Here is a 25447-nt window from a genome sequence, read left to right on the forward strand (position 1 = left end):
AATACCGAAAATGCGCGTGTAGCTCAGCTGGATAGAGTACCTGGCTACGAACCAGGCGGTCGGAGGTTCGAATCCTCCCACGCGCACCATTTCATCTTCGTTTTACTTCCCGCACTACACATTTGAATTTCAATTCATTTTTTTTGACTAATTTCTCAAATTCTCAATTGTTAAATCTTTTATTCACAACGCCCATTATTCATTTTTGATGCTTTCTGGCATGTCTTGGCTATTTATGGCTGAAATACGCTATTAACCCTCTGAAGCTAGTGCTTTTATCGTGTCAATTTTGACAACAAAGTCACCCGCTCGAATCGCGTTTGTTTTTAACAATATGGCAACATTTGAGTGTATTTATTGCGTCAGAGGCCGAAAATGGCAGAAATGTTAGGTATTACAGGATTGTCATTATTGTGATTTGTTAGTATTTTGACCAACTACTTAACTGAATAAGTAAATTCTCAACAAAATGTAAGTCACATTCAGAGAATGGTTGTTGCTGACTGGCTGGTTAGCCAATTGGTTAAATGGAAGGAAAACACCTATGGATTTGGGAAGCACACTCGAGCAAGCCGCTACGCTGATGTTTACAGGCATGGCTGTGGTTTTCGTCTTTCTCACCATTTTGATCGCTTTGGTCAATTTGATGTCTCGTCTCGTCCCCGAAGAGTTGCCGCCTCAGGTAACTTCGACCACCACACCTAATCAAAATAATAATGGTCAAATTTCTGGGGACACTATCGCTGCGATTTCTGCAGCGGTGCATAAATATCGTAGTCGCCAGCGCTAGCTGATGCGAAACATACAATTACAAGGAGTTATGTCGTATGTCTAAGCCACTCGCTATTACAGATGTCGTTTTGCGTGATGCTCACCAGTCGCTGTTTGCGACACGTATGCGTCTTGATGACATGTTACCCATCGCTGCGGCGCTTGATGATGTCGGTTACTGGTCTCTCGAAACATGGGGTGGGGCGACGTTTGATGCGTGTATCCGTTTCCTTGGTGAAGACCCATGGGTTCGTTTGCGTGAGCTGAAAAAAGCCATGCCGAAAACACCGATGCAAATGCTACTACGTGGTCAGAATCTTTTAGGTTATCGCCATTACGCTGATGACGTTGTAGAAAAATTTGTTGAACGTGCACATGCAAATGGCATGGATGTTTTCCGTATCTTTGATGCGATGAACGATGTGCGTAACTTTGAAAAAGCCGTGAAGTCGGCAGTTGATGTTGGTGCACACGCACAAGGCACATTGTCTTACACCACTAGCCCTCACCACACACTCGATACATGGACTGATCTCGCCAAGCGTCTTGAAGACTTGGGTTGTCACTCACTGTGTATCAAAGACATGTCAGGCCTGCTTCGTCCTTATGAAGCTGAAGAGCTTATTAAGCGCATTAAGGCGTCTTGTGATATTCCGCTGGCACTGCATTGTCATGCGACCACCGGTCTTTCTACAGCGACGGCAGTGAAAGCCGCTGAAGCGGGTCTCGATATCCTTGATACCGCGATCTCTTCGATGAGCTCCACCTACGGTCACACCCCAACAGAAACGGTTGTTGCGATGCTGCAAGGCACTGAGCGCGACACCGGTTTGCAGCTTGATAAGATCGAACCTATTGCCGCGTACTTCCGTGAAGTGCGTAAAAAATACGCCAAGTTTGAAGGCCAGCTCAAGGGTGTAGATTCTCGCATTCTGATTGCTCAAGTGCCGGGTGGCATGCTGACAAACATGGAAGGTCAGTTGAAAGAGCAGGGTGCTGCTGATCGCATGGACGAAGTGTTGGAGGAAATCCCACGAGTTCGTAAAGATCTTGGCTTCATTCCTTTGGTTACGCCAACGTCGCAAATTGTTGGAACGCAAGCCGTCATCAACGTATTGACGGGCGAGCGCTACAAGAGCATTACCAAAGAAACTGCAGGTATTCTGAAAGGCGAGTACGGTGCAGCACCATCAAAGGTTGATGCAGAACTGCAAGCGCGCGTATTGGATGGTGCTGAACCAATCACATGCCGCCCAGCAGATTTACTGGAAGCTGAACTTCACTCGTTAACCGATGAGCTTATTGCTAAATCGAAAGAAGACGGCATTTTGCTCGCTGAGGCACAAATCGATGATGTGTTGACCTACGCCTTGTTCCCACAAGTCGGCCTGAAGTTCCTTAAAAACCGCGGTAACCCTGACGCATTCGAACCTGTCCCAGGCAGTGAAAAAGATATTGCGCCAACTGCCGCTTCAGCATCAGCGCCTGCAGCAGCTGGCGACACAGAAGCTTACAGCGTTCAAGTGAATGGTCAGGTGTTTGATGTGGTTGTTGGCCCTCAAGGCGAGCTGACCTCTGTCACCCCAACTGCTTCATCACAATCTGCTCCTGTCGCACAAGCGCCAACCGCAGGTACGGCTGAAGCCGTGGCAGCGCCGCTTGCGGGTAATATCTTTAAAGTGATTGCCAAGCAAGGCAGCCAAGTTCAAGAAGGTGATGTGTTGATCATTCTTGAAGCGATGAAGATGGAAACTGAAGTTCGCGCAATTCGTTCTGGTGTGATTCAAGATGTGATGGTGAAAGAAGGTGACTCAGTTACCGTTGGTTCACCATTGATGAACCTAGCGTAAGGGGATAGAGGAAAACATGGAAGGTTTGTTAATCCTCTGGCAAGGCACTGGCCTTGCCAATTTCCAGATTGGCCAATTGGTCATGATCTTTGTTGGGTGCATGCTGCTGTTTTTAGCCATCCGCAAAGGTTTTGAACCACTGCTGCTATTGCCGATAGGTTTTGGTGCCATTCTTGCCAATATTCCCGAAGTGGGCTTGGCAAACAACGCGATTCAAAATGCCTTGTACGCAGCGAGCCCGGATGTGATGTGGGAGTTTGCCCGTATTCTTGGCCTTGGCGACGCGAATCCAGAAGTGATTAAAGTGGCGATGGACGGTGCGAACCTCCATCAACTGAAAGAGCTCGATGAAGCGGCTCATGCTGCTAAGTTCTCTGACGGTACACTCTACTCCTTCTACAGCGTGGCGATTGCGTCGGGTATTGCACCGCTTCTCATCTTTATGGGTGTGGGCGCAATGACGGACTTTGGTGCGCTTATCGCTAACCCTCGCACATTGTGGCTAGGCGCAGCGGCGCAGTTTGGTATCTTCGCAACACTGTTTGGTGCGATTCTACTGAACCTGATTCCTGGTATGGAGTTCTCGCTCGCCGATGCGGCTTCGATTGCCATCATTGGTGGCGCTGACGGCCCTACAGCCATCTTCCTTGCGAGTAAGCTATCTCCGGATTTGCTGGGTGCCATTGCGGTTGCAGCATACAGTTACATGGCATTGGTGCCGATCATTCAGCCACCGATCATGAAGCTGTTTACTTCGGAAGAAGAACGTAAGATTGAGATGAAGCAGCTACGCCACGTCTCGAAAACCGAAAAGATCATCTTCCCTCTGGCCGTTCTAGTCATGGCGATTATCTTCTTACCATCGGCAACACCGTTGGTCGGTATGTTCTGTCTGGGTAACCTGATGCGCGAATGTGGTGTGGTAGATCGTCTATCAAATACTGCACAGAATGAGCTTATCAACATCGTCACCATCTTCTTGGGATTGTCTGTCGGCTCCAAGCTTCAAGCGGAGCAGTTCTTGCACATAGAGACCTTGGGTATTCTTGTGTTGGGCGCGGTCGCATTTAGTATTGGTACTGCCGCTGGCGTATTGATGGCGAAATTGCTGAACAAATACAGCAAAGACAATATCAACCCGCTGATTGGTGCCGCTGGTGTTTCTGCAGTGCCAATGGCAGCGCGAGTGGTTAACAAGGTGGGCTTAGATGCTAACCCACATAACTTCTTGTTGATGCATGCGATGGGCCCTAACGTTGCTGGCGTATTGGGTTCTGCCGTTGCTGCGGGTGTGCTGTTGGCGCTTGTAGGTTAAAGCGGGTTTAGTCGCTGCACCAAGCAATACAACAAACTGATGAAATAAAGGCGGAAGGCATTGTGTCTTCCGCCTTTTTTATTGAAACTGAGCAAAGGACATCACACGTATTAAGGACGACATATGCCTCAGAACCTGCAACTGGCCATTACCGCGTTTGGCGGACCTGAAACGCTGCAACTCCAACACACTGATATTCCTGATCCGCAAGATGGGCAAGTTCTCATCAAAGTGGCATTTGCTGGCGTTAACCCTGTTGATGCAAAAACACGTGCTGGCTTGGGCTGGGGCGCTGAAAAGATAAAAGATATCCTACCTTGGGTGCCTGGCTTCGATGCTGCCGGTGTTGTGGTCAAAGACTCTGGGACATTTAAAGCCGGCGATCGTGTGGCAGGAAGAATTGTCGAAGGCGGCGGCTACGGTCAGTATTTGTGTGCCAGTGCGGATGCACTGTCTCGCATTCCTGATGATGTGTCATTTGAAGCGGCTGCATCTCTTCCTGTTGCAGGATTGACGGCGTGGCAGGCGTTGGAATTAGCCGCGCTTCAAGCTGGCGAGAAAGTCCTGATATTGGCGGGGGCTGGCGGTGTGGGACATATCGCTATTCAACTCGCAAAAGCGCAAGGTGCGAGTGTCTATGCGAGTTGTTCAGCAGCTAATATCGGCTTTGTCAGCGGCTTAGGTGCGACAGCCTTAGATTACGCAGCTTCTGCGCTTGAAACGCAAGTGACTGATGTCGATGTATTGATTGACCTCGTGGGTGGTGATGTTGGCGAAGCCGCACTCAAATCCGTTGCTAAAAATGGCCGCGTGGTCACCGTACCGACCATTACTGCCGATCGCATTATCGATGCGGCAAAGCCAATGGGTATTGATGTGAAAGGGATGCTGGTGGTGCCAAATCCTGAGCAGATGGATGCCTTGTTGACCATGGTGAATGATGGAAAGGTGCGTGTTGAAATCGCAAAAACGTATTCGCTTGAAGATGGCGTACAAGCCCATATTGATATTCAAACTGGCCGCACGCGCGGTAAATTACTTTTGGAGATGCCTGAATGAGTCGGTATGACGGCTATGAAGGATTGATATTTGACCTAGATGGAACCTTGTTGGATTCCATGCCTGGTCATTATGCGGCGTGGCAACAAACCGCGGCAGATTTTGGTTTCCATGTTTCTGAAGAGTGGTATCACACTCGCGGTGGCAGCCCAACGATTCTCACGGCGCGTTCTTTGATTGAACAACTCAACTTAGACGTTGATGCTCAGGTGCTTGCAGATCATAAGACACAGTGCTTTTCTTCCTTGTTAGAAAATCACCTGACTATCTTGCCGTTTACCGAGGTGGCCCGTCATTTTTCAGGAAAGATCCCAATGGCAGTGGGCACGGGAACACTGACAGAGCTTGCCTCTCGCATGATGGAAAAGGCCGGGATTCTCGATCTGTTCGATCATGTGGTTGGCGCTGACCAAGTTGGCGCACACAAACCGTCCCCTGATACATTTCTTCGTTGTGCCGAGTTGCTTGGTGTCGACCCCAAGAAATGTTTAGTGTTTGAAGATGCGGTATTTGGTTTTGATGCTGCAAAAGCGGCTGGCATGGATGTCATTGATGTTCGGGTGACAGATGTTGGGTTGGATTAGTGGCGACTCCGCGCTGTGGGTGCTCTTTTCCACCGGATTTCTCAGCGCGACATTGCTTCCAGGTGGTTCGGAAGCCAACCTGATTTTTCTCCTTAAAGAATCGCAATTTAGCCTTGGTGTTTTAGTGCTCGTTGCCACTTTGGGTAATACCTTAGGTGGCATGACGAACTATTTCATTGGTCGATTCATTCCTGCGCGAACCCTAGAGCAAAAGCATGGTCAAAAAGCCATTGGCTGGCTGCAACGCTACGGTTATTGGACCTTGCTGTTAAGTTGGCTGCCATTGATTGGTGACCCCCTTTGCTTAGCTGCCGGTTGGCTGCGGTTAAAACAGCATTGGTGTTGGTTATTGATTGCGACGGGGAAAGCCCTTAGATACATGATATTGGCGCTGGTGACACGGGGCCTGTTTTTAGTTTGATTTCTATTTGAAAGGATAGTGTGTGCGTTATTTTATCCTTACGGCAGCGGTATTTGCGCTGTCTGGGTGCGGTGTCTATTCGACATCACCTGAACCAGTTCTTCCTATGGGCGTAACTCTCATTGAGAAAAACGAAACCCAAACCCATGGGCAACCATCCATCCCTTACCAAAAATATCAACTCGATAATGGTCTAACTGTCTTACTGCACCCTGACGATTCCGATCCTTTAGTGCATGTTGACGTCACTTATCATGTGGGTTCTGCCCGTGAAGAGCCTGGAAAATCTGGGTTTGCGCATTTCTTCGAGCACATGATGTTTCAAGGATCCAAGCATGTGGGCGACCAGCAGCACTTCAAATACGTCACTGAGTCTGGTGGCAGTGTGAATGGCACCACCAATCGCGACCGAACTAACTATTACGAAACCGTGCCTGCGAACGAGCTAGAGAAAATGCTTTGGCTTGAATCGGATCGCATGGGTTTTCTGCTAGAGGCCGTGTCCCAGCGCAAATTCGAAATTCAGCGTGATACGGTAAAGAACGAACGCGCTCAGAATTTTGATAACCGTCCTTATGGATTGGTTCGCGAAACCTTGTCTGCCGCGTTATATCCGCCGACACACCCTTACAGCTGGCCGACGATTGGCTATGTCGAAGATTTAAACCGTGTTGATGTGGATGATCTCAAAGCCTTCTTCTTGCGCTGGTATGGGCCGAACAATGCCACGCTAACCATTGGCGGCGACATAGATGTAGAACAGACACTGGCATGGGTGAACAAGTATTTTGGTGATATTCCGCGCGGAGCAGACGTTGTTGCAGCGGACAAGTGGCCAGTGACCCTCGATAGCGATCGCTTTGTGACGCTTGAAGATAAGATCCAACAACCCATGTTGGTCATGAGCTGGCCGACGCAATATCCCGATGCGGAATCGACTGTAGCGCTGGATATGCTGGCCTCGGTTCTAGGGCAGGGGCGTAACAGTTTGCTGTACCAAGAACTGGTTAAGCCGGGCAAAGTCCTGAGCGCCAGTGCTTACCAAGATTGCGCTGAACTCGCGTGTACTTTCCAACTCTACGTACTGGGTAACCAAGGACAAGATTTGACCTCGGTTCGTCAAGACGTGTTAAATGTGCTGGATTCGCTGAAAGCACGCGGCATCAAGCAAGACGATCTTGAGCAAGTCAAAGGCAGTGCAGAAGCAGGCGCGGTTTTCGGCTTACAAAGTGTTCATGGCAAGGTTTCTCAGTTGGCATCAAATGAAACCTTCTACGGCGAGCCTGACAGATTGTCCAAGTGGCTAGCAGAGCTCAGTGATGTGAGCACCCAAGATGTTGAGCAGGCGTTAACCACGTTTGTATGGCAGCAGCCATCGGTCACGGTGTCTGTCGTTCCTGCGGGCAAGCTGTCACTGGAAGCCGAGCCACAAAACTTTACCGCAAAGCGTGAAGAGGCAAAACCTTCACCAAGCAACGAACAAGATCTCGCCGCGTTGATTGCTCAACAAACAACGCCTGAGAAGTTTGATCGCAGTGTCGCTCCAAAGGCGTCTGGCGCTGTCACCGTGAACGTGCCGACCTTGTATCATTCTGAACTGGGTAACGGCATTGCAATCACTGGGGCTGAAAGTAATGAAATACCGACAGTGACGATGCACCTTATTATTCCTGCAGGAACCTTGATGGAGCCAGAAGGGAAGAACGGTTTGGCATCACTGACGGCAGATTTGATCACCGAGGGGACGCTCAATCAAACCAGTGAAGATATAGCTGCCAAGCTAGATCGTTTAGGGTCGAGTGTCAGCATTAGTGCGTCTGGTCGAAGTACCACCGTGAGCGTTTCTTCATTGACCAAAAACCTAAAAGAAACGCTAATGATTGCTGGCGACATGCTGTTTAACCCGCGCTTTGAACAGGCCGATTTCGATCGACTGAAAAAGCAGGCTTTAGAGAGCATTCAGTTTAGTCATCAAACGCCACAGTGGCAGGCAAGTCAGGCTCGTCGTGAAGTGTTGTATCAAGACTCATGGCATGCATTGCCGTCAGAAGGCACGTTTGAAACCTTGGGGCAATTGACGTTAGAGGACGTGAAAGCCTTCTATGCGGATCACTACACGCCAGACACCGCCAGACTTATTGCGGTTGGCGATCTTGATAAACAAACACTGCTTTCGAAAATTAATGGACTGAGCCAGTGGAAAGGCAAAAAAGCCACTGCTCCGGCTAAAGCGGCCTTGAAGCCATTGATAGAACCTAAGATTTGGTTGGTCGATAAACCGGATGCGCCACAAAGTGTGGTGCAAATGGTTCGTCACGCGATGCCTTATGACGCAACGGGCGAGATGTTCAAAACTCAGCTGGCCAACTTCAACCTTGCCGGTAACTTTAACTCACGTTTGAACCTCAATCTTCGTGAAGACAAAGGCTACACTTACGGAGCAAGTGGCTACGTGGTGGGCGACCAAGACAAAGGGCGTATTGTGTTTCAAGCGCAAGTGCGTGCCGATAGCACCTTGGAAACCGTGATTGAGATGCAAAATGAGCTGGCTGAAATGTCCCTACAGGGTATGACAGACGATGAGCTTGCGTTCTTGCGTCTCGCGGTAGGTCAGAAAGATGCGCTGAGTTATGAAACGCCAAGTGATAAGGCCGGTCTTATTGCCAACATCATGCGCCATGAATTGCCGTCAGACTACAAGACGACTCAAAAGGCGATTATTGATGGGGTGGATAAACAGACGCTAAATGCGTTGTCCAGTAAGTGGTTTGATCCCCAAGACTATCAGGTAATAGTGGTAGGCGATGCGGATAAACTGGCGCCTTCACTGGCCACATTAGGGTTGCCGATAAAGCGTTTAGTGATTGAGAATTGAACGTAATTTTTAGGCAGATAAGCTAACAGTAAAACAGTGAGATGGCTTTTGTTCGAGAGAGTGATTATCCTTAGCCATCTTACTGCTTTCAACATATAAACGAGTACAGCCTTGAATAGTTTTTCTCAAAGGTTGGCAGCGCTGTCTGAACAACCCGACGCGCTTAAGGGCATTGGACGAGGTGTGGAGCGTGAAGCTTTGCGTATCACGCCAGAAGGGACATTGTCATCTGCCGCCCATCCAATAGCGTTAGGCTCAGCGTTAACGCACCAATGGATCACGACCGACTTTGCGGAGCAACTGCTGGAGTTTATTACCCCAGTGACTTACTCGGTGCCTGACATGCTGACGCAGTTGCAGGATATCCACCGCTTTACCTACCGCGCAATGGATGGTGAGTCACTGTGGCCACTTTCCATGCCATGTTATGTCGAAAATGAAGACGACATAACTTTGGCGCAATACGGCACGTCAAACGTGGGCAAAATGAAGACCTTGTATCGTCAAGGGCTTAAGCATCGCTACGGCAGTGTGATGCAGGTTATCTCCGGTGTGCATTTCAATATTTCGTTCCCAGACAGTTTTTGGCAGGCAATGTTTGGCGATCAAGCGCCGTATGCTCGTCAGGAATCAGTGTCTGATGCCTACTTTGGTCTGATTCGAAACTACTACCGTTTTGGTTGGATGATTCCATACCTGTTTGGTGCTTCGCCAGCGCTGTGTGGCTCGTTTATTGATCAAACAAAAACCAACCTCGACTTTACTGTGTTAGGTAAGGGAACCAACTATTTACCTTATGCGACGTCATTAAGACTGAGCGATTTGGGCTACACCAATAGTGCACAAAGTGGGCTGAAAATCGGCTTCAATGGTTTGGACCAATACCTTGAAGGCGTCCGCGATGCGATTCGAACACCGTCGGCAGACTTCGCAAAGATAGGTGTGAAAGATGCATCGGGCTATCGCCAGTTGAATGCCAATGTGCTTCAAATCGAAAACGAACTGTATGCACCGATCCGTCCAAAGCGTGTCGCTAAGAGCGGAGAAAAGCCTTCTGAAGCGCTTGAGCGTGGCGGTGTTGAGTACATCGAAGTTCGCTCCTTGGACGTCAATCCATTCAGCCCAACCGGCATCGATGACACTCAGGTTTACTTCTTGGACTTGTTTGTGACTTGGTGTGCGCTGTCCGACTCTGAAGCCATGACAGATTGCGAACTTCAGTGCTGGCGAGAAAATTGGAACAAAGTCGTTCTAGAAGGTCGAAAGCCTGGTTTGACACTGCAAATTGGTTGCGAAGGCGAGCAATTGACTCAAGCAGAATGGGGACGTCGCGTTTTCGCGGATTTGAGTGAACTCGCAGTGGTGATGGACAAAGCTTACGGTGGTGAAAACTATCAGAAAGTGTGTCAGGAACTTGTCTCGTGGTTTGATGATCCAGAGAAAACCTTATCAGCGCGTTTGCTGCGCGATGTGATTGAACAGCAAAGCATCGGTAAGGTTGGTCTTGCCATTGCTAAGCAAAATGCTGAGCTGTATTCGCAGGGTGAATATCACATTGTCTCTGAATCCCAGCTAGTCGAAGAAAGCCGCGTCAGCATGAAAAAACAGCAAGATGTGGAGCAAGGCGACGCTATTAGCTTCGATCAGTATCTGGCTGAATATTTTGGTGATAGTGTATCTCTATAGAGTGACAGCTGTTACCCAGAAATAGGCAGGCTTTCCCTGCCTATTTTTTTATCCGTAGATTGAACGTTTTATTGAGATGGTTCGAGCGCTTAAGGACAACTATGCACTTTTCACCTAAGTGGATTTTACTTCTCGCTTCATTAGTTTTAACGGGCTGTGCCAATCCCCCACCGAAAAGCCCTGAGAATATTTGCAGTATCTTCCGTCAATATGATGGTTGGTATGATGACGCCGCTGAGATGGAAGATGATTGGGGTACCCCCATTCATATTGCCATGGCCTTCGTGAAACAAGAAAGCTCTTACATTCACGATGCACTGCCGCCAAGGGACTACGTGCTTTGGGTGATCCCATGGGGTCGTGTTAGTAGCGCATATGGCTATGCGCAAGCGCAAGATCCCGCGTGGTCTGACTATCAAAAAGCCACGGACAATGGTGGATCACGAACGGACTTTGGCGATGCCATGCAGTTCATTGGTTGGTATACCAGCGAAACGCAGCGCCAGTTAGGTATCTCGAAGTGGGATGCGTATAACCAATACTTGGCGTATCACGAAGGACGCGGCGGTTTTAAGCGTGGCTCTTACAAAGCAAAACCCAAGGTGATGCAAGTGGCGCGCAAAGTCGAAAGACAAGCAAAAACCTATGGTGGGCAGTTACAAAGCTGCCGCTCTGAATTGGAATCTAACCGCAGCTGGTGGCCGTTTTAGTCAGCTGAGTCAGAAAAACAGAAAGCGCCGTGATGGCGCTTTTTGTTTTTTAACGGCTAGCCGCTGCTGTACTGGCTAGGCATGCCGGATAGCAAACGCATGAATACCCATTTGGATTAATCAAACCCCATCTGGCGTCGGCCTAGATCGGTCAGATCTGACTCGGTTGCACGTCCTTGGTAAGTACGCTCATGATGCTCGGGCGCGAAGTCGGGACAGCTTTCTCCCTTGAGAAAAGCCGGTCTCTGCTTGTCGAGAAACAGGCGGTTTTTCTCGCAATCCGGCGCTGCGCCAATAAACAACACATTGCTATAGCCATCTCCATTGTGTTTGTCTTCGACGGCATGAATGGTGTCTGGGTGCCACCACATGGTGTCGCCAGCACGCACTTTGGGAACAGACACTAAGCCTTCAAACAACAAGGGATGCCATTCTTTAAACACAGTAAGAGCGCGGCCGGGCGCTGCACCGCATAAATCATCCTCAGGAACGTCATCTTGCAAAGCACGAAGCAGCATATACGGAATGGCGAGCGTCGAAGGCACAACCTGTAAAGTCCCATCACCTTTGCCCTGTGGGGTTAAAGCAACCCAACCTTGGAACGTGCGAAAAACACTGCACACGGCGGGAGAGGGGAATTCTTCAACTTCCACCCTATTGGCGCCATCGAAAGCATCATATTGCTGCCAGTCACCCAGCAAGACATTATGGTAAACCTCTCTGTAGTGAGGCTCTATCCAGCGCTCAATTGAACCGGAGTCGACGTGTGGTGATAGCCCCAAGGTCGCATCTCCGGGCTCCCTGCGCCGAACACGATCGGCGTAACTGGCTTCCTGATCCGGATTAAAATATGTTTTCTCGTCGTCTTGCCATGTCCACAATCGATTCAAGTGCCGGCGTGCGACAGCCATGTTGGGATGCTGGCGAGCCCATACCTGAGCGGGAGACCAATAAATACCAAAAATCTGTGGCTTATCAGATTTAAGCTGGCTGAAGTAATTGTCTTCCACGGTAGGGGTATGTTCGTAATAGCCATTCTCGATGATATAGCGAGAAAGCGCGTTATTGTGATCAGTTACTTCATTCTCTGGCAATGTGTTACGGACAATACAGCAACCGGCTTGATGCACTTGTTGGCGTTGCTGTTCGCTAAACCCTTGGTCAGCAATATCAGAAAATTCAAACTGTGGTATGGCAGAGCCGCTCTCTTCTTCTTTCTTGATTCGTGCAATTTCCGCTTCCATTGCACGCGAAACATCCTCGAATCGACGTTTGTAATCGGGGCACAGGGCTTTCAATTCGCGCTTGAAATTGCGGATTTGCTGGGGAAGATTCTCTGTGGAAAGAGCCATACGCCCTCCTTTTCTGTCTTACATCCATGAACGCCTAACACTTGCTCATATCTCTACGTGACTCAGCGCTTGTTTTTGGTCTTCTGATTAACGTTTTTGCAACATATTTACACAAATATACTACCTTTATTGGAACGTTCCAGTTTATTTTTCAATCATTGAGTGAAGTCGTTCGCATGTGTTTGTAATTGAAAGGTAACTTTTTTCATCGATGTGACACGGATGATTCGGAGGTCTTTCCCCTGTGGCTGACAGCAAAAAAACACCACTTTCCAGTGGACGAAAAGCCACAGTGATTGACGTAGCAAAAGCTGCTGGTGTGTCTAAATCTACCGTGTCTTTGGTGCTTCGTGGCAATGCGGGAGTGAAGGCCGAGACGGTTGAAAAGGTCAATCAAGCGATTCGAGAGTTAGGTTACGTGTACAACCGTGATGCGGCTGGCTTAAGGAACAAAGAATCAAATTTGGTAGCGATTGTTGCCAACGATTTAGCGAACCCGTATTTGGCGCAGGTCATCATTGCCTTAGAGGGGCAACTAGAGCGTCTCGGTTTTATGCCTATCGTCGTCAATATCAACGAGAACGTGATGAGACAGACCGACATGGTGGCGTCGCTGAAAGAACACAATGTTGCGGGGTATTTCATTACTCCAGCCCCAGATACCGACGCGAATTGGCTGACAGAGCTTGCCAACTCTCAACACCCGGTAGTGTGTTTGATGCGTGATGTAGAGGGCGCGCAGGTCCCAACAGTGATGCCAGATAATCGTTTGGGCATGTACTTATCGACGCGATACCTAATTGGGCTCGGGCATCAACGCATCGCATTCATTGGCGGAATTGCGTCAATTTCTGATTATCAGGAACGAAAAGAAGGCTTCTTGCAGGCAATGAATGAAGCGGGATTGACGGTTAAGCCCAGTGACATTGAGCCGAGCTCGACCAAGCGTCAGGGCGGGAAAGTTGCGGTCAATCGCGTGTTGGATCGTGAGCCAAACATCACCGCCATTGTCTGTTTTACCGATGTGGTGGCCTATGGTGCATACACGGCATTGCGAGAACGCGGGCTTACTCCCGGGGAGGACATCGCGGTGGTGGGCTTTGATGATTTGGAAGACAGCCGATTAATGTCGCCAGCGTTGACGACGGTTCGAGTCAGCGCGGAAGAGATAGGGCGCATGGCGTGTGAAAGATTACAGCTGTGGCGAGAGAATTTAAGAGTGCCAGAAAATGCCCTTGTGGGTGTGGAACTCGTGATTCGTTCGTCATGTTGTTCAGTGGGAAAAAAGGCGAGAGGACTGGCCTAAGTTTTCCCAGCATAAATGGAAGTCTGCAGTTACGCAGGTCAATGACACAAATGGGACTACTATCATGAGAAAACGCAACATGATTCAAACCCTGCCACTCGCAGGTACTTTGCTGTTATCCGCAGCGGCGGTGCAAGCAGAAGACGTTGAGGTTCTGCACTGGTGGACATCGGGTGGTGAAGCCGCAGCACTGAACGTTTTGAAAGACGATCTGGGTACTAAGGGCGTGGGCTGGCAAGACATGCCTGTTGCGGGTGGTGGTGGTGGCAACGCCATGACGGTGTTGCGTGCGCGTGTGACGTCGGGCAATCCGCCTACGGCAGTCCAAATGCTAGGTTTTGATATCCAAGACTGGGCGGCCGAAGATGTGGTGGCAAACCTGAATAGCGTCGCGGAAGCGGAAGGCTGGAACGAGGTTGTGCCTAAAGCACTTCAACGTTTTGCGAAATACGATGGCAAGTGGGTATCTGCGCCTGTGAATGTTCACTCTACCAATTGGATTTGGGCGAACAAAAAACTCCTTGATGAAGTCGGTGCGAAGCAGCCTGAAAACTGGGATGAGCTGATCTCCGCGCTTGATAAGCTGAAAGCTGCCGGCTATATCCCGTTGGCACATGGCGGTCAGGCATGGCAAGACGCGACCATTTTTGATGGCGTAGTGCTCACTACGGGTGGTATCGATTTTTACCGTAAAGCCATGGTGGATTTAGACCCTGAAGCGTTGAGTTCAGACACCATGTTGAAAGTGTTTGATCGTATGTCGCAGCTTCGCGGCTATGTGGATAAGAACTTCCCAGGTCGTGATTGGAACTTGGCATCAGCCATGGTGATTGAGAACAAAGCAGGCATGCAAATCATGGGTGACTGGGCGAAAGGGGAATTCCTCAAAGCGGGCCTGAAACCCAATGAAGATTTCTTGTGTTTCCGTATGCCGGGCACACAAGGCATGGTGACCTTTAACTCGGATCAGTTCGTGATGTTTGATGTCGGTGAATCGAAAGCGCAGGACGAAATGGCCAAAGCCATCATGGCACCGACGTTCCAATCTGCATTTAACGTGGTGAAAGGTTCGGTTCCAGCACGTACCGACGTGTCAAATGCAGACTTTGATGCGTGTGGTCAAAAAGGCATGGCTGATCTTGCGGAAGCAAATAAAAACGACACCTTGGTGGGCAGTATGGCGCATGGTCACGCTGCACCGGCTGCAGTGAAAAATGCGGTTTATGATGTGGTGACCAATCACTTCAACGGCGGCATGAACTCACAGCAAGCAACGAAAGCACTGGTCTCTGCGGTTCAAGACGCAATCTAAAGGCAGTGTGAGTGGCACTGGACACAGGCGGTTCTAGATCCTAGGGCCGCGCTTTTCATGCCAGTGTCGCTTTACCTCAAGGATCGATTTATGTCTTCTAAAGGAAAATACAGTTCGCGCCATTTCTGGCAGCAGCTGTTACCCAAAATCGTTATCGCGCCATCTTTCGCGCTTATCTTGTTCTTTGTTTATGGCTTTATTGCATGGACAACGTACATCTCGTTCAGTCGCTCTCGTATGCTGCCGAACTACAATCTTGATGGTGTGCGTCCATACGATAAATTATGGAATAGTCTGAACTGGCAAGTTGCACTCGAAAATCTCGCCATCTTCGGCATTCTTTATATCGTTATTTGCTGTGCCCTTGGCTTGCTTTTGGCGATATTGCTCGATCAAAAAATCCGCATTGAAGGGGGTTTGCGTCCCATCTTCCTATACCCAATGGCACTGAGTTTCATCGTGACGGGGACAGCATGGAAATGGTTTCTAAACCCCGGTTTAGGGCTTGAGAAAACCATGCATGAAATGGGGTGGACGAGCTTCAGTTTTGATTGGTTGATAAACCCTGACATGGCGATTTACACCATTGTGATCGCAGGTGTTTGGCAAACCTCCGGCTTCGTCATGGCAATGTTCCTTGCAGGCTTGCGAGGCATCGACAGTGAAATGTTAAAAGCGGCGCAGCTTGATGGCGCGTCATCGTTTCAGATGTATCGCCGCATCATTATTCCGCAGCTTCGCCCAGTCTTCCTTAGCGCCTTTATCGTGCTCGCGCACATGGCGATTAAGAGTTATGACTTGGTCATCGCATTAACCGGCGGTGGCCCCGGGAACGCGACAGCCATGCCCGCGACCTTTATGTATTCGTACACCTTTTCACGCAACCAAATGGCAGTGGGCTCGGCGAGTGCGATCATCATGTTGATGACCATTGCGGCCATCATCATTCCGTATCTTTATAGCGAATTGAAGGAGAAGAAGCATGAGTAGCAGTGAAACCTCTTCTCCCTTTCAAGGGGCACGCTTCTGGCGAATTCTGATTTACACCACGTTGATCGTGTTTGCCTGCATGTACTTACTGCCGTTGTTCGTCATGTTGGTGACCTCGTTTAAAGAGTTAGATGAGATTCGCCAAGGGAACATGTTGGCCTTGCCTCAAGTCTGGACGGTCGAGCCTTGGATTTCTGCGTGGGGGACGGCGTGTATTGGCCTGACCTGTGAAGGTATCAGCGGGTATTTTACTAACTCCATCATGATCACGGTGCCGGGCGTGTTGTTGTCAACCACCCTTGGGGCGCTCAATGGTTATGTGCTGACAAAATGGCGTTTTCGCGGACACCGTTGGGTGTTTGGCTTGATGCTGTTTGGGTGTTTTATTCCGTTCCAAGTGGTACTGGTGCCGATGAGTCAGGTGCTCGGTACGCTCGGTTTGGCGAATACCACGGCAGGCTTGGTGCTTGTGCATGCTATCTATGGATTAGGCTTTACGACCTTGTTCTTCCGTAATTACTACGAAGCCTTCCCGAGTGAATTGATCCGCGCAGCCATGATTGATGGTGCTGGGTTCTTCCGCATGTTCTTCCGCATTTTATTGCCAAGTTCAGGGCCAATCATTGTGGTCACTATCATTTGGCAGTTCACCAATATTTGGAATGATTTCTTGTTTGGTGCGTCGTTTGCGTCGGGTGATACCGCGCCAATCACAGTGGCACTGAATAACTTGGTCAACTCTTCTACCGGTGTAAAGGAATACAACGTGCACATGGCTGGCGCCATGATTGCCGCGCTCCCCACCTTGTTGGTGTACATCTTAGCGGGACGTTATTTCGTTCGTGGCCTCATGGCGGGATCAGTAAAAGGATAAGGTAATGGCATCTCTAACGCTTAATAACGTAAAAAAACGCTTTGGCCATGTTGAGGTATTGAAGGGCATAGACATCAGCATTGATGACGGTGACTTTCTGGTGCTGGTGGGGCCATCAGGATGTGGTAAATCGACCTTGCTCAATATGATAGCAGGGCTGGATAGCATCAGTGACGGTGAGGTCAGTATCGGTGATAGGGTGATTAACGAGCTGCACCCCGCAGAGCGTGATATTGCTATGGTGTTTCAGTCTTACGCACTTTACCCAAACATGACGGTGGGGCAGAACATTTCGTTCGGTCTTGAAATGCGCCATGTGCCAAAGCCGGAAAGGGAAAAGAAAATCGGTGAAGTGTCTTCCATGCTGCAAATTGAGCATCTGCTGAATCGCAAGCCGGGGCAACTGTCTGGCGGTCAACGTCAGCGAGTAGCGATGGGGCGCGCACTTGTGCGTGACCCGAAAATTTTCTTGTTTGATGAACCGCTGTCGAACTTGGATGCAAAGCTGCGTGTTGATATGCGCACGGAGATTAAACGCCTTCATCAGCGTTTAAACGCAACCATCGTGTATGTCACCCATGACCAAATTGAAGCCATGACATTGGCGACAAAAATTGCGGTAATGAAAGACGGTGAACTGCAACAGCTGGGTTCTCCCGCGGAAGTATATGACAACCCTGCCAATACCTTTGTCGCGACCTTTATGGGAAGTCCTTCCATGAATTTGGTGGATGCGCTGGTGGAACGTGCCGATGCATCTGAAACCCAATTGCAATTGGTGGGATTTGATGGACAACCACAATCCGTCACCATGAGTTGCGGGTTTGGGGAGTTGAGTTCATATGTGGGGAAAACGGTGCAAATGGGTGTTAGGCCAGAAGACATTACAGATAGCGAAGGCAGTGCGCCGTCGACGCTGCACTGTAAGGTTGATGTCACTGAGCCAACGGGGGCGGACACTTACGTGATTACGTCATTAGGCGGAACCGAGGTGGTCGCGCGTATGCCAGCAAACATCAGTTTGAAGGCGGGTGACATGGCGTATTTCCGGTTTAATCCTGATAAGTTGGTACTGTTTGATAGTGATACAGGTAATCGCATCCGATAACAAAAAGCGCTCCTAAGGGAGCGCTTTGTCATTCAATGAATTGAGACTGTGATGCTATGATCCGACGTTAAGTCCGGATACCGTTTGAGCGACATTTTCGGCGCTGACTTTAATTTCTTCCATCACGCTTGACGCTTGTGATATTTGAGATTGTCCCTTCTGAGCGGAGTCAGAAACACTCGACATCTTGCCCGTTGCCTCAGAAGTCAGTTCGCGGTTCTTTTTCACTACGTCCGCGATTTCTGATGTGGATTGACTCGTTCGGGCCGCAAGCTGCCTGACTTCATCGGCGACCACTGCAAAACCTCTCCCTTGGTCACCTGCACGTGCTGCTTCAATCGCAGCATTGAGTGCTAGCAAGTTCGTTTGGTCGGCAATGTCGCTGATGGTCGATACGATAGCTTCAATGCTCTTTGACTGTTCATTAAGTTGCGCTATGGATGATGAGGTCTCAATGACTTGTTCAGAGATAGATCGGGAGGTTGAAACGGTTGAGGCTAGGACATCTGAACCTTGCTGCGCGACTTCGGCCGTTTTTACCGAGGTAGTGTAAGCCACTTCTGCCGCTGCGCGGATCGCCTGTTCCTGCTCGACTTTCTCAGTGATGTTCGAGGCAAACTTCACGACACGGACGACTTTACCCTTGGCGTTGAACACAGGATTGTATGTCGCTCTAAGCCACAATACATTTCCATTCGAGTCCTTTCTTTCAAACTGTCCGCCTTTGAAATCACCAGAAGCCAATTCAGCCCAAAAGTTTGGGTTGTCCTGATAAAAATGATCGGGGCAGAACATTCGGTGATGTTGGCCTTGAATTTGATCCAATGAATAGCCGACGGCGCCGAGGAAATTGGCGTTGGCTTTAACAATGGTTCCGTCGGGAAGAAACTCGATAGTGGCCATTGATTTGTCTAACGCATTGGCAACTGCTTCATTGTCATCGCGTTTGATCTTATCTTGGGTGACGTCTGCAGCAATTTTCATCACCTCTGTAACAACGCCATTTTCTTTTACAGGAAAGTAGGTCGCTTCCAACCACAGCCGTTCGCCTTTGCTGTTGCGCCTTGCCACCGTGCCACTGATCACCTCTCCTGAACGAAGACTTTCCCACAGTTTTTGGTATTCAAGACTTTGTGCATATTCCTTGTCACACAGCTCTCTGTGGTGCTTACCTTTCAATTGCTCAAGCGTAAAGCCGGCTGCACCCAAAAAGAGGTGATTAGCATGAGTGACGACACCTTCTGGTGTGAAGTGAATGGTCGCGACACTGCTATTAATTGCGGCAAGGAGGGCTTTATTATGTCCGGCTTCCTCTTCAACGGATTGAAGTTGTTTTTTTAGTTTTCCATTGAACATGGTCTTACCTTTGCTTGTTGTTTGCTTTTAATGGTGGATGGCGATGACGACGGCTATTTGCAAAGTTCTCATTAAAAAATAGCTCAATAAATGGTCGGCCGTCTAGTTTTTGAGATGCAGCTTGTGGCATTTAATGCCATTGATGAGGAAAGGTTTTTTGAAAGGGATGATGAAAAGAAAAGCCAGCAACGTGCTGGCTTGATAATCAGTAAGAACAGCGGCGTTAAGTTGCAGCGCTCTTCGGAACAGGCAATATTTTGACTTGTTTAATCATGTTCTCGCCGACCTCGACGATTTCCATGTGGTGGCCCTCGACTTCGATACTGATTTGGCTCGTCGGAATATCTTCAAGGTGCTCAAGTATTAAACCGTTGAGCGTGCGCGGACCATCGGTGGGCAATTCCCAACTCAGGCTCTTGTTTAAATCACGAATGTTGGCTGTCCCATCAATCATGTAGCTGCCATCGGGCAGAGCGGTGATTTCCTCGGCCAGACTTGGCGACAAGGATGTGGTGAATTCACCAATGATTTCTTCAAGAATGTCTTCCAGTGTGACGAGTCCAATAATGTCGCCATACTCATCAACCACGAGCCCAATTCGTTGCTTGTTTCGTTGGAACTTGAGCATTTGAACGTTGAGCGGTGTGCTTTCAGGAATGTAATACACTTCATCAGCCGCACGGAGCAAGTTCTCTTTGTTGAACTCATTTTCGACCATCATTCGGTAGGCTTCGCGAACGCGCAACATGCCAACTACTTCATCAATATTGTCGCGATAAAGCACCATGCGGCCATGCGGCGCATGGGTCAACTGACGCATGATGGCTTTCCAGTCGTCATTAACATTGATGCCAGTGATTTCATTGCGCGGCACCATGATGTCGTTGACCGTGATCTCCTCCAACTCAAGGATGGATATCAGCATGTTTTGGTGACGACGAGGGATCAGGCCGCCCGCTTCGTTGACCACGGTGCGTAACTCTTCCGAGCTTAAGTGATCTTTGCCGTCGTGGCTGGTGGTTAGGCCAAGTAAACGAAGGAACCCATTGGTAATACCATTAATCAGCCATACCAGCGGGTACAGCACTTTCATTAACAGTCTCAATAAGATGCTGCTGGTGTAGGAAACCCGCTCAGGGTATAGCGCCGCGAGGGTTTTTGGCGTGACTTCAGCAAAGACAAGGATAACAAGGGTCAGCCCACCCGTTGCAATGGCGACACCTAAGTCGCCATACAAGCGCATGCCGAGTATCGTCGCAATCGCAGACGCCAATATATTGACCAAATTGTTGCCGATAAGGATAAGCCCTATCAGTCTGTCTGGACGTGATAGAAGCTCTTCTACACGCTTGGCGCCTTTATGTCCTTGATTGGAAAGGTGTCGAAGTCGGTAACGGTTTAACGCCATCATTCCGGTTTCCGAACCGGAGAAATAAGCTGAAACGACGATGAGCAATACCAATAGGGAAGCTAACGTTCCCGTCGATATGTCGTCCAAATTGCAAGTTCCTTCTTTTTTTGAATCAATCCTAATTAAGGACGAGAATCGGAGTCGCTGTCAAACTCAATGGCTATTTTCAACCACGCAGTCACGAAGCGATAATCACCTCTCTGACAAAACGGCTGCCAAAATAGGCCAGAGTTAACAAGAAAGCGCCAATGATGCTTATCCAAATAACGCGTTTTCCTCGCCAACCAGAACGGTAATGTCCCCAAAGCAGGGCACCATATACACACCACGCCATGGCTGAAAGTACAGCCTTGTGGGCTTTTCCTTGTGCAATCATGTCTTGAACGAACGCAAACCCCGTAATTAAGGTCAGCGACAACAATACTTCACCGATCAAAATGATATTGAACAACTGTCTCTCTACAGCCATCAGAGGCGGCAGGTTAGGGTTCATGATCAGTTTCTTCTTGTGCTTCAATTGATGGTCAAGCCACGCTAACTGTATGGCATATAATGTGGCGATCATCAGTGTTGAATAAGAGAAAAGTGCGAGGGATATGTGCAGAAGGACTTGAGGGTTCGCTTCAAGGTGCGAAATGACAGCACCTGGCAACAAGGTCGCAGTCATAAGATTAATCGCAGAAAAGCTGTAAACCACGGGCAGTAGCACCCAGACTCGCATTTTGAACAAGAGCCCAGTGGTGATAGCGGCAATAATTAAGCTCATCAAAGACGCGACATTTAAGATGCTGAGATTTTGCCCCCCATCAATAATGATGAGATCTGAAAGTAAATAGGCATGGAGAGCGAGCGCACCGCACGCGCTAAGAAACACACGTTTCGCTGGGATCTGTTGAGGCCCAGAAAGCCCGGGTATGATCTGCATGAGCGCTGCAAAATAAAGTAGTGCAGCAAGGAGTGCTATATAAATATCCATGTGTCTTTCAACAACATCGCGTCAAAAAATAAAGGTTTTAGTATACCTTGCACGGCCTCGAGTCGCTATGCAAGGCCGCCGATCTTTTAAGCACAAGGTGTCTTGCTGATTGCAAACTGTGCAGAAAGTATCAACGCTCCCTTTAAAACAATCGTCAAAGCCATCATGTAAGCCAAGCTTATAATGAGTTATAATCCCAGCAATTTTGTGTTGATCGCCACCTGATTACTATCAGCCCTGTGGTGCCGTCGCGTAGAGAGCGAGTAGGACATGTTTGAGAACTTAACGGATCGTCTATCCCGAACGCTGAAGAATATCAGTGGTCGTGGCCGACTGACTGAAGACAATATTAAAGAAACGCTGCGCGAAGTTCGTATGGCGCTCTTGGAAGCTGACGTTGCGCTTCCGGTTGTGCGTGATTTCGTCAAAAAAGTAAAAGAAAGCGCGGTCGGTCTTGAAGTATCTAAAAGCCTGACGCCAGGTCAAGAATTCATCAAGATTGTTCAATCTGAACTTGAAGCCGTGATGGGCGAATCTAACGCTGAGTTAGATTTGGCATCTCAGCCTCCTGCGGTTGTACTGATGGCGGGTTTGCAAGGTGCAGGTAAAACGACCAGCGTCGGCAAGCTTGGTAAAATGCTTAAAGAACGCCACAAGAAGAAAGTGCTGGTGGTGTCTGCTGACGTCTATCGCCCTGCGGCGATCAAGCAGTTGGAAACCTTAGCGTCAGAAGTTGGCATTGATTTTTTCCCTTCTTCTACCGATCAAAACCCAATCGACATTGCGAAAGCTGCACTGGCGCACGGTAAGCTGAAGTTCTATGACGTGGTTGTCGTCGATACTGCAGGTCGCCTGCATGTCGACGAAGAGATGATGGACGAGATCAAAGACGTCCATGCTGCGATTAACCCAGTCGAGACCTTGTTTGTGGTTGATGCCATGACAGGTCAAGATGCGGCTAACACAGCGAAAGCTTTCAATGATGCTCTTCCTCTGACCGGTGTCATCTTGACGAAAGTCGATGGTGACGCACGCGGTGGTGCGGCGTTGTCTGTTCGTCACATTACCGGTAAACCGATTAAGTTCTTGGGTGTTGGTGAAAAAACTGACGCACTAGAACCTTTCCATCCTGACCGTATTGCGAGCCGTATTCTTGGTATGGGTGACGTGTTGTCACTTATCGAAGACCTGCAACGCAATGTGGATACGGATAAAGCTGAGCAACTTGCTAAAAAGTTCAAAGAGAAGAAAGGCTTTGACCTGCAAGACTTCCGCGACCAGTTGCAGCAGATGAAAAACATGGGCGGCATGATGGGGATGATGGACAAGCTTCCGGGCATGTCTAACCTACCTGATGACGTTAAAAACCAAGTGGACGACAAAATGTTTGTCCAAATGGAAGCCATTATCAATTCCATGACCGTAAAAGAGCGTGCACGTCCTGATCTGATCAAAGGCTCACGCAAAAAACGTATTGCTGCAGGCTCTGGTACACAGGTCCAAGACGTTAACCGTCTGCTCAAACAGTTCACCCAAATGCAGAAAATGATGAAAAAAATGCAAAAGGGTGGCATGAAAAACATGATGCGTAATATGAAAGGCATGATGGGTGGTATGGGCGGCGGCGGAGGAATGTTTCCGCGTTAATCAATCACTAAACCTATTCTAGGACGATACCTAAGGGTATCGGACCTAAAATTAAGTAAAGCAACCGGATTTGCTAAGTCTTTGATTGTTTATTTGCACTGATGCTTTTTTAGCTAAAGCAGTTGCATTCGATCACAGAAAGCGTAAAATTCCGGAGCTTTATTTTGGCACGAGGCCCCGTTCTTTAAGCGGGGCCAATTTAATTCAGTAATGCAAAGAGGACGATATGGTAACCATTCGTTTGGCACGTCACGGCGCTAAAAAGCGTCCATTCTATCAAATCGTTGTTGCCGACAGCCGCCAAGCTCGCGACGGTCGCTTCATCGAGAAAGTAGGTTTCTTCAACCCGATCGCTCAAGGTCAAGAAGAGAAACTGCGTCTGGACCTGGACCGTGTTAACCATTGGGTTGGCGAAGGTGCAGCTGTTTCTGACCGCGTAGCACGCCTGATCAAAGACGCAGCGAAAGCGGCGTAATTTATCAGTGTCAGGGTTAAAAGAAGAAATGAGTGAGCAAGAAAAGGTTGTAGTAGGCAAGCTAGGTGCTTCTTATGGCATCCGTGGCTGGCTCAAAGTTTTTTCTTACACTGAAAATGCTGAAAGTATTTTCGACTACACACCTTGGTTTATTAAGGTGCGTGGCGAGTGGCAGGAATTCGGTCTTGAAGACTGGAAACGCCACGGTCAAGGTTTTGTAGGCAAACTGAACGGTCTGGATCAGCGTGAAGACGCTCAGGTCATGACGAATGCCGAAATTGCGGTTAACCCAGAGGCATTGCCTGCGCTGTCAGATGAAGAATTCTACTGGCGCGAGCTCTACGGTATGGAAGTGTTCACTACCAAAGGTTACAACCTAGGTAAGGTCACCGACATCCTTGAGACAGGCTCTAACGATGTGTTAGTCGTAGCTGCAAACTTGAAAGATGCTTTTGGACAGAAGGAACGCCTAGTGCCGTTCCTCGATGGGCAAGTCATCAAGTCGATTGATCGCTCTGCTCAACGGATCGAAGTTGACTGGGATCCTGGATTTTAAAATCCCCGGGTAACAATTAAGCAATAGGAGCGGAAAAATGTGGGTTGGTATTATCAGCCTTTTTCCTGAAATGTTCCGTGCTGTTACCGATTTTGGGGTAACTGGCCAGGCGGTAAAGAAAGGCCTACTCGAAGTAGAAACGTGGAATCCCCGCGATTTTACTCACGATAAACACCGAACGGTTGACGATCGACCTTACGGTGGTGGCCCAGGCATGTTGATGATGGTACAGCCTTTGCGCGATGCCATTGACGCTGCCAAACATACTGCCAAAGGCAAGGCGAAAGTGATTTACCTGTCACCTCAAGGCCGAAAGCTTGACCAAGCGGGTGTTGAGGAGCTGGCGCAGAACGAGAACTTGATTCTTATCTGTGGACGCTACGAAGGGGTAGATGAGCGCATTATACAAACCGAAGTCGATGAAGAATGGTCTGTCGGTGATTTTGTGCTCAGTGGTGGTGAACTGCCAGCCATGACGTTGGTTGACGCAGTCGCTCGGTTTGTTCCGGGTGTACTGGGAGACTTTGCGTCAGCGGAAGAAGATTCTTTCGCAAATGGCTTGCTAGATTGCCCTCATTACACGCGTCCTGAAGTGTTAGATGGATTAGATGTACCAGCGGTACTGAAATCTGGAAACCATGAGGACATTCGCCGCTGGCGATTGAAGCAATCGCTAGGCCGAACCTGGCTCAGAAGACCAGAGCTCCTGGAAAACCTAGCTCTGACTGACGAACAGGAATTACTACTTGCTGCGTTCATTAAAGAACACAGTTTAAGTTCCTAAACATACTTAGTATCAGTTTATTCTAGGGT

The 25447-nt window shown here is 48.9% G+C and carries 22 protein-coding genes, 1 tRNA gene and 1 pseudogene; 19 read left to right on the top strand and 5 right to left on the bottom strand.

The features are described 5' to 3' along the window. Nucleotides 1-12: 12 nt before the first annotated feature. From Q365_RS0117710 to Q365_RS0117755, 10 genes are all read left to right on the top strand, one after another. Nucleotides 13-89: transfer RNA gene (locus Q365_RS0117710), tRNA-Arg, on the top strand. A 455-nt stretch (nt 90-544) separates the two neighbouring features. Beyond that, nucleotides 545-790 carry an oxaloacetate decarboxylase subunit gamma gene (locus Q365_RS0117715; protein WP_028024604.1) on the top strand — a complete coding sequence of 82 codons (246 nt, stop codon included), beginning with the start codon at nt 545-547 and terminating at the stop codon, nt 788-790. 37 nt (nt 791-827) lie between these two features. After that, nucleotides 828-2621 carry a sodium-extruding oxaloacetate decarboxylase subunit alpha gene (oadA, locus tag Q365_RS0117720; RefSeq protein ID WP_028024605.1) on the top strand — a complete coding sequence of 598 codons (1794 nt, stop codon included), beginning with the start codon at nt 828-830 and terminating at the stop codon, nt 2619-2621. 16 nt (nt 2622-2637) lie between these two features. Next, on the top strand, nt 2638-3936 hold the full coding sequence (locus tag Q365_RS0117725) for a sodium ion-translocating decarboxylase subunit beta (RefSeq protein ID WP_028024606.1): 1299 nt from the start codon (nt 2638-2640) through the stop codon (nt 3934-3936). Between the two features lie 123 nt (nt 3937-4059). Then, nucleotides 4060-4995, top strand: a complete 936-nt coding sequence (locus Q365_RS0117730) for an NADP-dependent oxidoreductase (RefSeq protein WP_028024607.1) — start codon at nt 4060-4062, stop codon at nt 4993-4995. Further along, on the top strand, nt 4992-5579 hold the full coding sequence (locus Q365_RS0117735; protein ID WP_028024608.1) for a beta-phosphoglucomutase family hydrolase: 588 nt from the start codon (nt 4992-4994) through the stop codon (nt 5577-5579). Before Q365_RS0117730 ends, Q365_RS0117735 begins: the two co-directional genes overlap by 4 nt. Continuing rightward, complete coding sequence (locus tag Q365_RS0117740; RefSeq protein WP_028024609.1) at nt 5563-6000, top strand: YqaA family protein; 438 nt, start codon at nt 5563-5565, stop codon at nt 5998-6000. Before Q365_RS0117735 ends, Q365_RS0117740 begins: the two co-directional genes overlap by 17 nt. Before the next feature lie 22 nt (nt 6001-6022). Further along, nucleotides 6023-8875: a M16 family metallopeptidase gene (locus tag Q365_RS0117745; RefSeq protein WP_028024610.1), complete on the top strand. Its 2853-nt coding sequence runs from the start codon at nt 6023-6025 to the stop codon at nt 8873-8875. A 132-nt stretch (nt 8876-9007) separates the two neighbouring features. Further along, the gene (gshA, locus tag Q365_RS0117750; RefSeq protein ID WP_028024611.1) at nt 9008-10561 is read left to right on the top strand and encodes a glutamate--cysteine ligase; all 1554 of its coding nucleotides are present in this window, start codon (nt 9008-9010) and stop codon (nt 10559-10561) included. A 101-nt stretch (nt 10562-10662) separates the two neighbouring features. Then, nucleotides 10663-11271 (top strand): transglycosylase SLT domain-containing protein, encoded by a 609-nt coding sequence (locus Q365_RS0117755; protein ID WP_028024612.1) that lies wholly within the window; start codon nt 10663-10665, stop codon nt 11269-11271. Nucleotides 11272-11387: 116 nt separating this feature from the next. Here Q365_RS0117755 and Q365_RS0117760 read toward each other — a convergent pair whose 3' ends face one another. Next, complete coding sequence (locus Q365_RS0117760) at nt 11388-12623, bottom strand: YbiU family protein (RefSeq protein WP_028024613.1); 1236 nt, start codon at nt 12621-12623, stop codon at nt 11388-11390. Between the two features lie 292 nt (nt 12624-12915). On the opposite strand from Q365_RS0117760, the gene Q365_RS0117765 reads away from it, so the two are divergent. From Q365_RS0117765 to Q365_RS0117785, 5 genes are all read left to right on the top strand, one after another. Further along, on the top strand, nt 12916-13929 hold the full coding sequence (locus Q365_RS0117765) for a LacI family DNA-binding transcriptional regulator (RefSeq protein ID WP_028024614.1): 1014 nt from the start codon (nt 12916-12918) through the stop codon (nt 13927-13929). A 64-nt stretch (nt 13930-13993) separates the two neighbouring features. After that, nucleotides 13994-15241 carry an ABC transporter substrate-binding protein gene (locus Q365_RS0117770; RefSeq protein WP_028024615.1) on the top strand — a complete coding sequence of 416 codons (1248 nt, stop codon included), beginning with the start codon at nt 13994-13996 and terminating at the stop codon, nt 15239-15241. A 90-nt stretch (nt 15242-15331) separates the two neighbouring features. Continuing rightward, nucleotides 15332-16231: a carbohydrate ABC transporter permease gene (locus Q365_RS0117775; RefSeq protein ID WP_028024616.1), complete on the top strand. Its 900-nt coding sequence runs from the start codon at nt 15332-15334 to the stop codon at nt 16229-16231. Then, nucleotides 16224-17105 carry a carbohydrate ABC transporter permease gene (locus Q365_RS0117780; protein ID WP_028024617.1) on the top strand — a complete coding sequence of 294 codons (882 nt, stop codon included), beginning with the start codon at nt 16224-16226 and terminating at the stop codon, nt 17103-17105. The genes Q365_RS0117775 and Q365_RS0117780 overlap by 8 nt, the downstream gene beginning before the upstream one ends. Before the next feature lie 4 nt (nt 17106-17109). Then, on the top strand, nt 17110-18213 hold the full coding sequence (locus Q365_RS0117785; protein ID WP_028024618.1) for an ABC transporter ATP-binding protein: 1104 nt from the start codon (nt 17110-17112) through the stop codon (nt 18211-18213). 54 nt (nt 18214-18267) lie between these two features. On the opposite strand, the gene Q365_RS27465 is transcribed toward Q365_RS0117785, so the two are convergent. The 4 genes and pseudogenes from Q365_RS27465 to Q365_RS0117800 all read right to left on the bottom strand — a co-directional run bounded on the left by Q365_RS27465 (nt 18268) and on the right by Q365_RS0117800 (nt 21956). Then, nucleotides 18268-18771: a methyl-accepting chemotaxis protein gene (locus Q365_RS27465; RefSeq protein WP_407637598.1), complete on the bottom strand. Its 504-nt coding sequence runs from the start codon at nt 18769-18771 to the stop codon at nt 18268-18270. A gap of 30 nt (nt 18772-18801) precedes the next feature. Continuing rightward, nucleotides 18802-19569 (bottom strand): annotated as a pseudogene (locus Q365_RS27470) (PAS domain-containing protein); the annotation flags it as partial. Nucleotides 19570-19792: 223 nt separating this feature from the next. After that, nucleotides 19793-21067 (bottom strand): HlyC/CorC family transporter, encoded by a 1275-nt coding sequence (locus tag Q365_RS0117795; protein ID WP_028024620.1) that lies wholly within the window; start codon nt 21065-21067, stop codon nt 19793-19795. Between the two features lie 91 nt (nt 21068-21158). Continuing rightward, a complete protein-coding gene (locus Q365_RS0117800; RefSeq protein WP_028024621.1) occupies nt 21159-21956 on the bottom strand; it encodes a cytochrome C assembly family protein in 798 nt (265 codons plus the stop codon). A 270-nt stretch (nt 21957-22226) separates the two neighbouring features. On the opposite strand from Q365_RS0117800, the gene ffh reads away from it, so the two are divergent. The 4 genes from ffh to trmD all read left to right on the top strand — a co-directional run bounded on the left by ffh (nt 22227) and on the right by trmD (nt 25418). Further along, nucleotides 22227-23603 (top strand): signal recognition particle protein, encoded by a 1377-nt coding sequence (ffh, locus tag Q365_RS0117805; RefSeq protein WP_028024622.1) that lies wholly within the window; start codon nt 22227-22229, stop codon nt 23601-23603. Between the two features lie 226 nt (nt 23604-23829). Next, complete coding sequence (rpsP, locus tag Q365_RS0117810) at nt 23830-24078, top strand: 30S ribosomal protein S16 (RefSeq protein ID WP_017008575.1); 249 nt, start codon at nt 23830-23832, stop codon at nt 24076-24078. A 28-nt stretch (nt 24079-24106) separates the two neighbouring features. Beyond that, on the top strand, nt 24107-24634 hold the full coding sequence (rimM, locus tag Q365_RS0117815) for a ribosome maturation factor RimM (RefSeq protein ID WP_028024623.1): 528 nt from the start codon (nt 24107-24109) through the stop codon (nt 24632-24634). A 37-nt stretch (nt 24635-24671) separates the two neighbouring features. Further along, entirely contained in the window at nt 24672-25418 is a 747-nt protein-coding gene (gene trmD / locus Q365_RS0117820; RefSeq protein ID WP_028024624.1) for a tRNA (guanosine(37)-N1)-methyltransferase TrmD, read from the top strand. The last annotated feature ends 29 nt before the right edge of the window (nt 25419-25447 follow it).

It is taken from the genome of Enterovibrio calviensis DSM 14347, from assembly GCF_000621165.1.
Taxonomy (GTDB): Bacteria; Pseudomonadota; Gammaproteobacteria; order Enterobacterales; family Vibrionaceae; genus Enterovibrio; species Enterovibrio calviensis.

Excerpts from the sequence above, each read along its gene's own strand:
- Q365_RS0117715 (WP_028024604.1), top strand. The coding sequence starts at position 545 with ATGGATTTGGGAAGCACACTCGAGCAAGCCGCTACGCTGATGTTTACA.
- oadA (WP_028024605.1), top strand. The coding sequence starts at position 828 with ATGTCTAAGCCACTCGCTATTACAGATGTCGTTTTGCGTGATGCTCAC.
- Q365_RS0117725 (WP_028024606.1), top strand. The coding sequence starts at position 2,638 with ATGGAAGGTTTGTTAATCCTCTGGCAAGGCACTGGCCTTGCCAATTTC.
- Q365_RS0117730 (WP_028024607.1), top strand. The coding sequence starts at position 4,060 with ATGCCTCAGAACCTGCAACTGGCCATTACCGCGTTTGGCGGACCTGAA.
- Q365_RS0117735 (WP_028024608.1), top strand. The coding sequence starts at position 4,992 with ATGAGTCGGTATGACGGCTATGAAGGATTGATATTTGACCTAGATGGA.
- Q365_RS0117740 (WP_028024609.1), top strand. The coding sequence starts at position 5,563 with ATGTTGGGTTGGATTAGTGGCGACTCCGCGCTGTGGGTGCTCTTTTCC.
- Q365_RS0117755 (WP_028024612.1), top strand. The coding sequence starts at position 10,663 with ATGCACTTTTCACCTAAGTGGATTTTACTTCTCGCTTCATTAGTTTTA.
- Q365_RS0117760 (WP_028024613.1), bottom strand. The coding sequence starts at position 12,623 with ATGGCTCTTTCCACAGAGAATCTTCCCCAGCAAATCCGCAATTTCAAG.
- Q365_RS0117770 (WP_028024615.1), top strand. The coding sequence starts at position 13,994 with ATGAGAAAACGCAACATGATTCAAACCCTGCCACTCGCAGGTACTTTG.
- Q365_RS0117775 (WP_028024616.1), top strand. The coding sequence starts at position 15,332 with ATGTCTTCTAAAGGAAAATACAGTTCGCGCCATTTCTGGCAGCAGCTG.
- Q365_RS0117780 (WP_028024617.1), top strand. The coding sequence starts at position 16,224 with ATGAGTAGCAGTGAAACCTCTTCTCCCTTTCAAGGGGCACGCTTCTGG.
- Q365_RS0117785 (WP_028024618.1), top strand. The coding sequence starts at position 17,110 with ATGGCATCTCTAACGCTTAATAACGTAAAAAAACGCTTTGGCCATGTT.
- Q365_RS0117800 (WP_028024621.1), bottom strand. The coding sequence starts at position 21,956 with ATGGATATTTATATAGCACTCCTTGCTGCACTACTTTATTTTGCAGCG.
- ffh (WP_028024622.1), top strand. The coding sequence starts at position 22,227 with ATGTTTGAGAACTTAACGGATCGTCTATCCCGAACGCTGAAGAATATC.
- rpsP (WP_017008575.1), top strand. The coding sequence starts at position 23,830 with ATGGTAACCATTCGTTTGGCACGTCACGGCGCTAAAAAGCGTCCATTC.
- rimM (WP_028024623.1), top strand. The coding sequence starts at position 24,107 with ATGAGTGAGCAAGAAAAGGTTGTAGTAGGCAAGCTAGGTGCTTCTTAT.
- trmD (WP_028024624.1), top strand. The coding sequence starts at position 24,672 with ATGTGGGTTGGTATTATCAGCCTTTTTCCTGAAATGTTCCGTGCTGTT.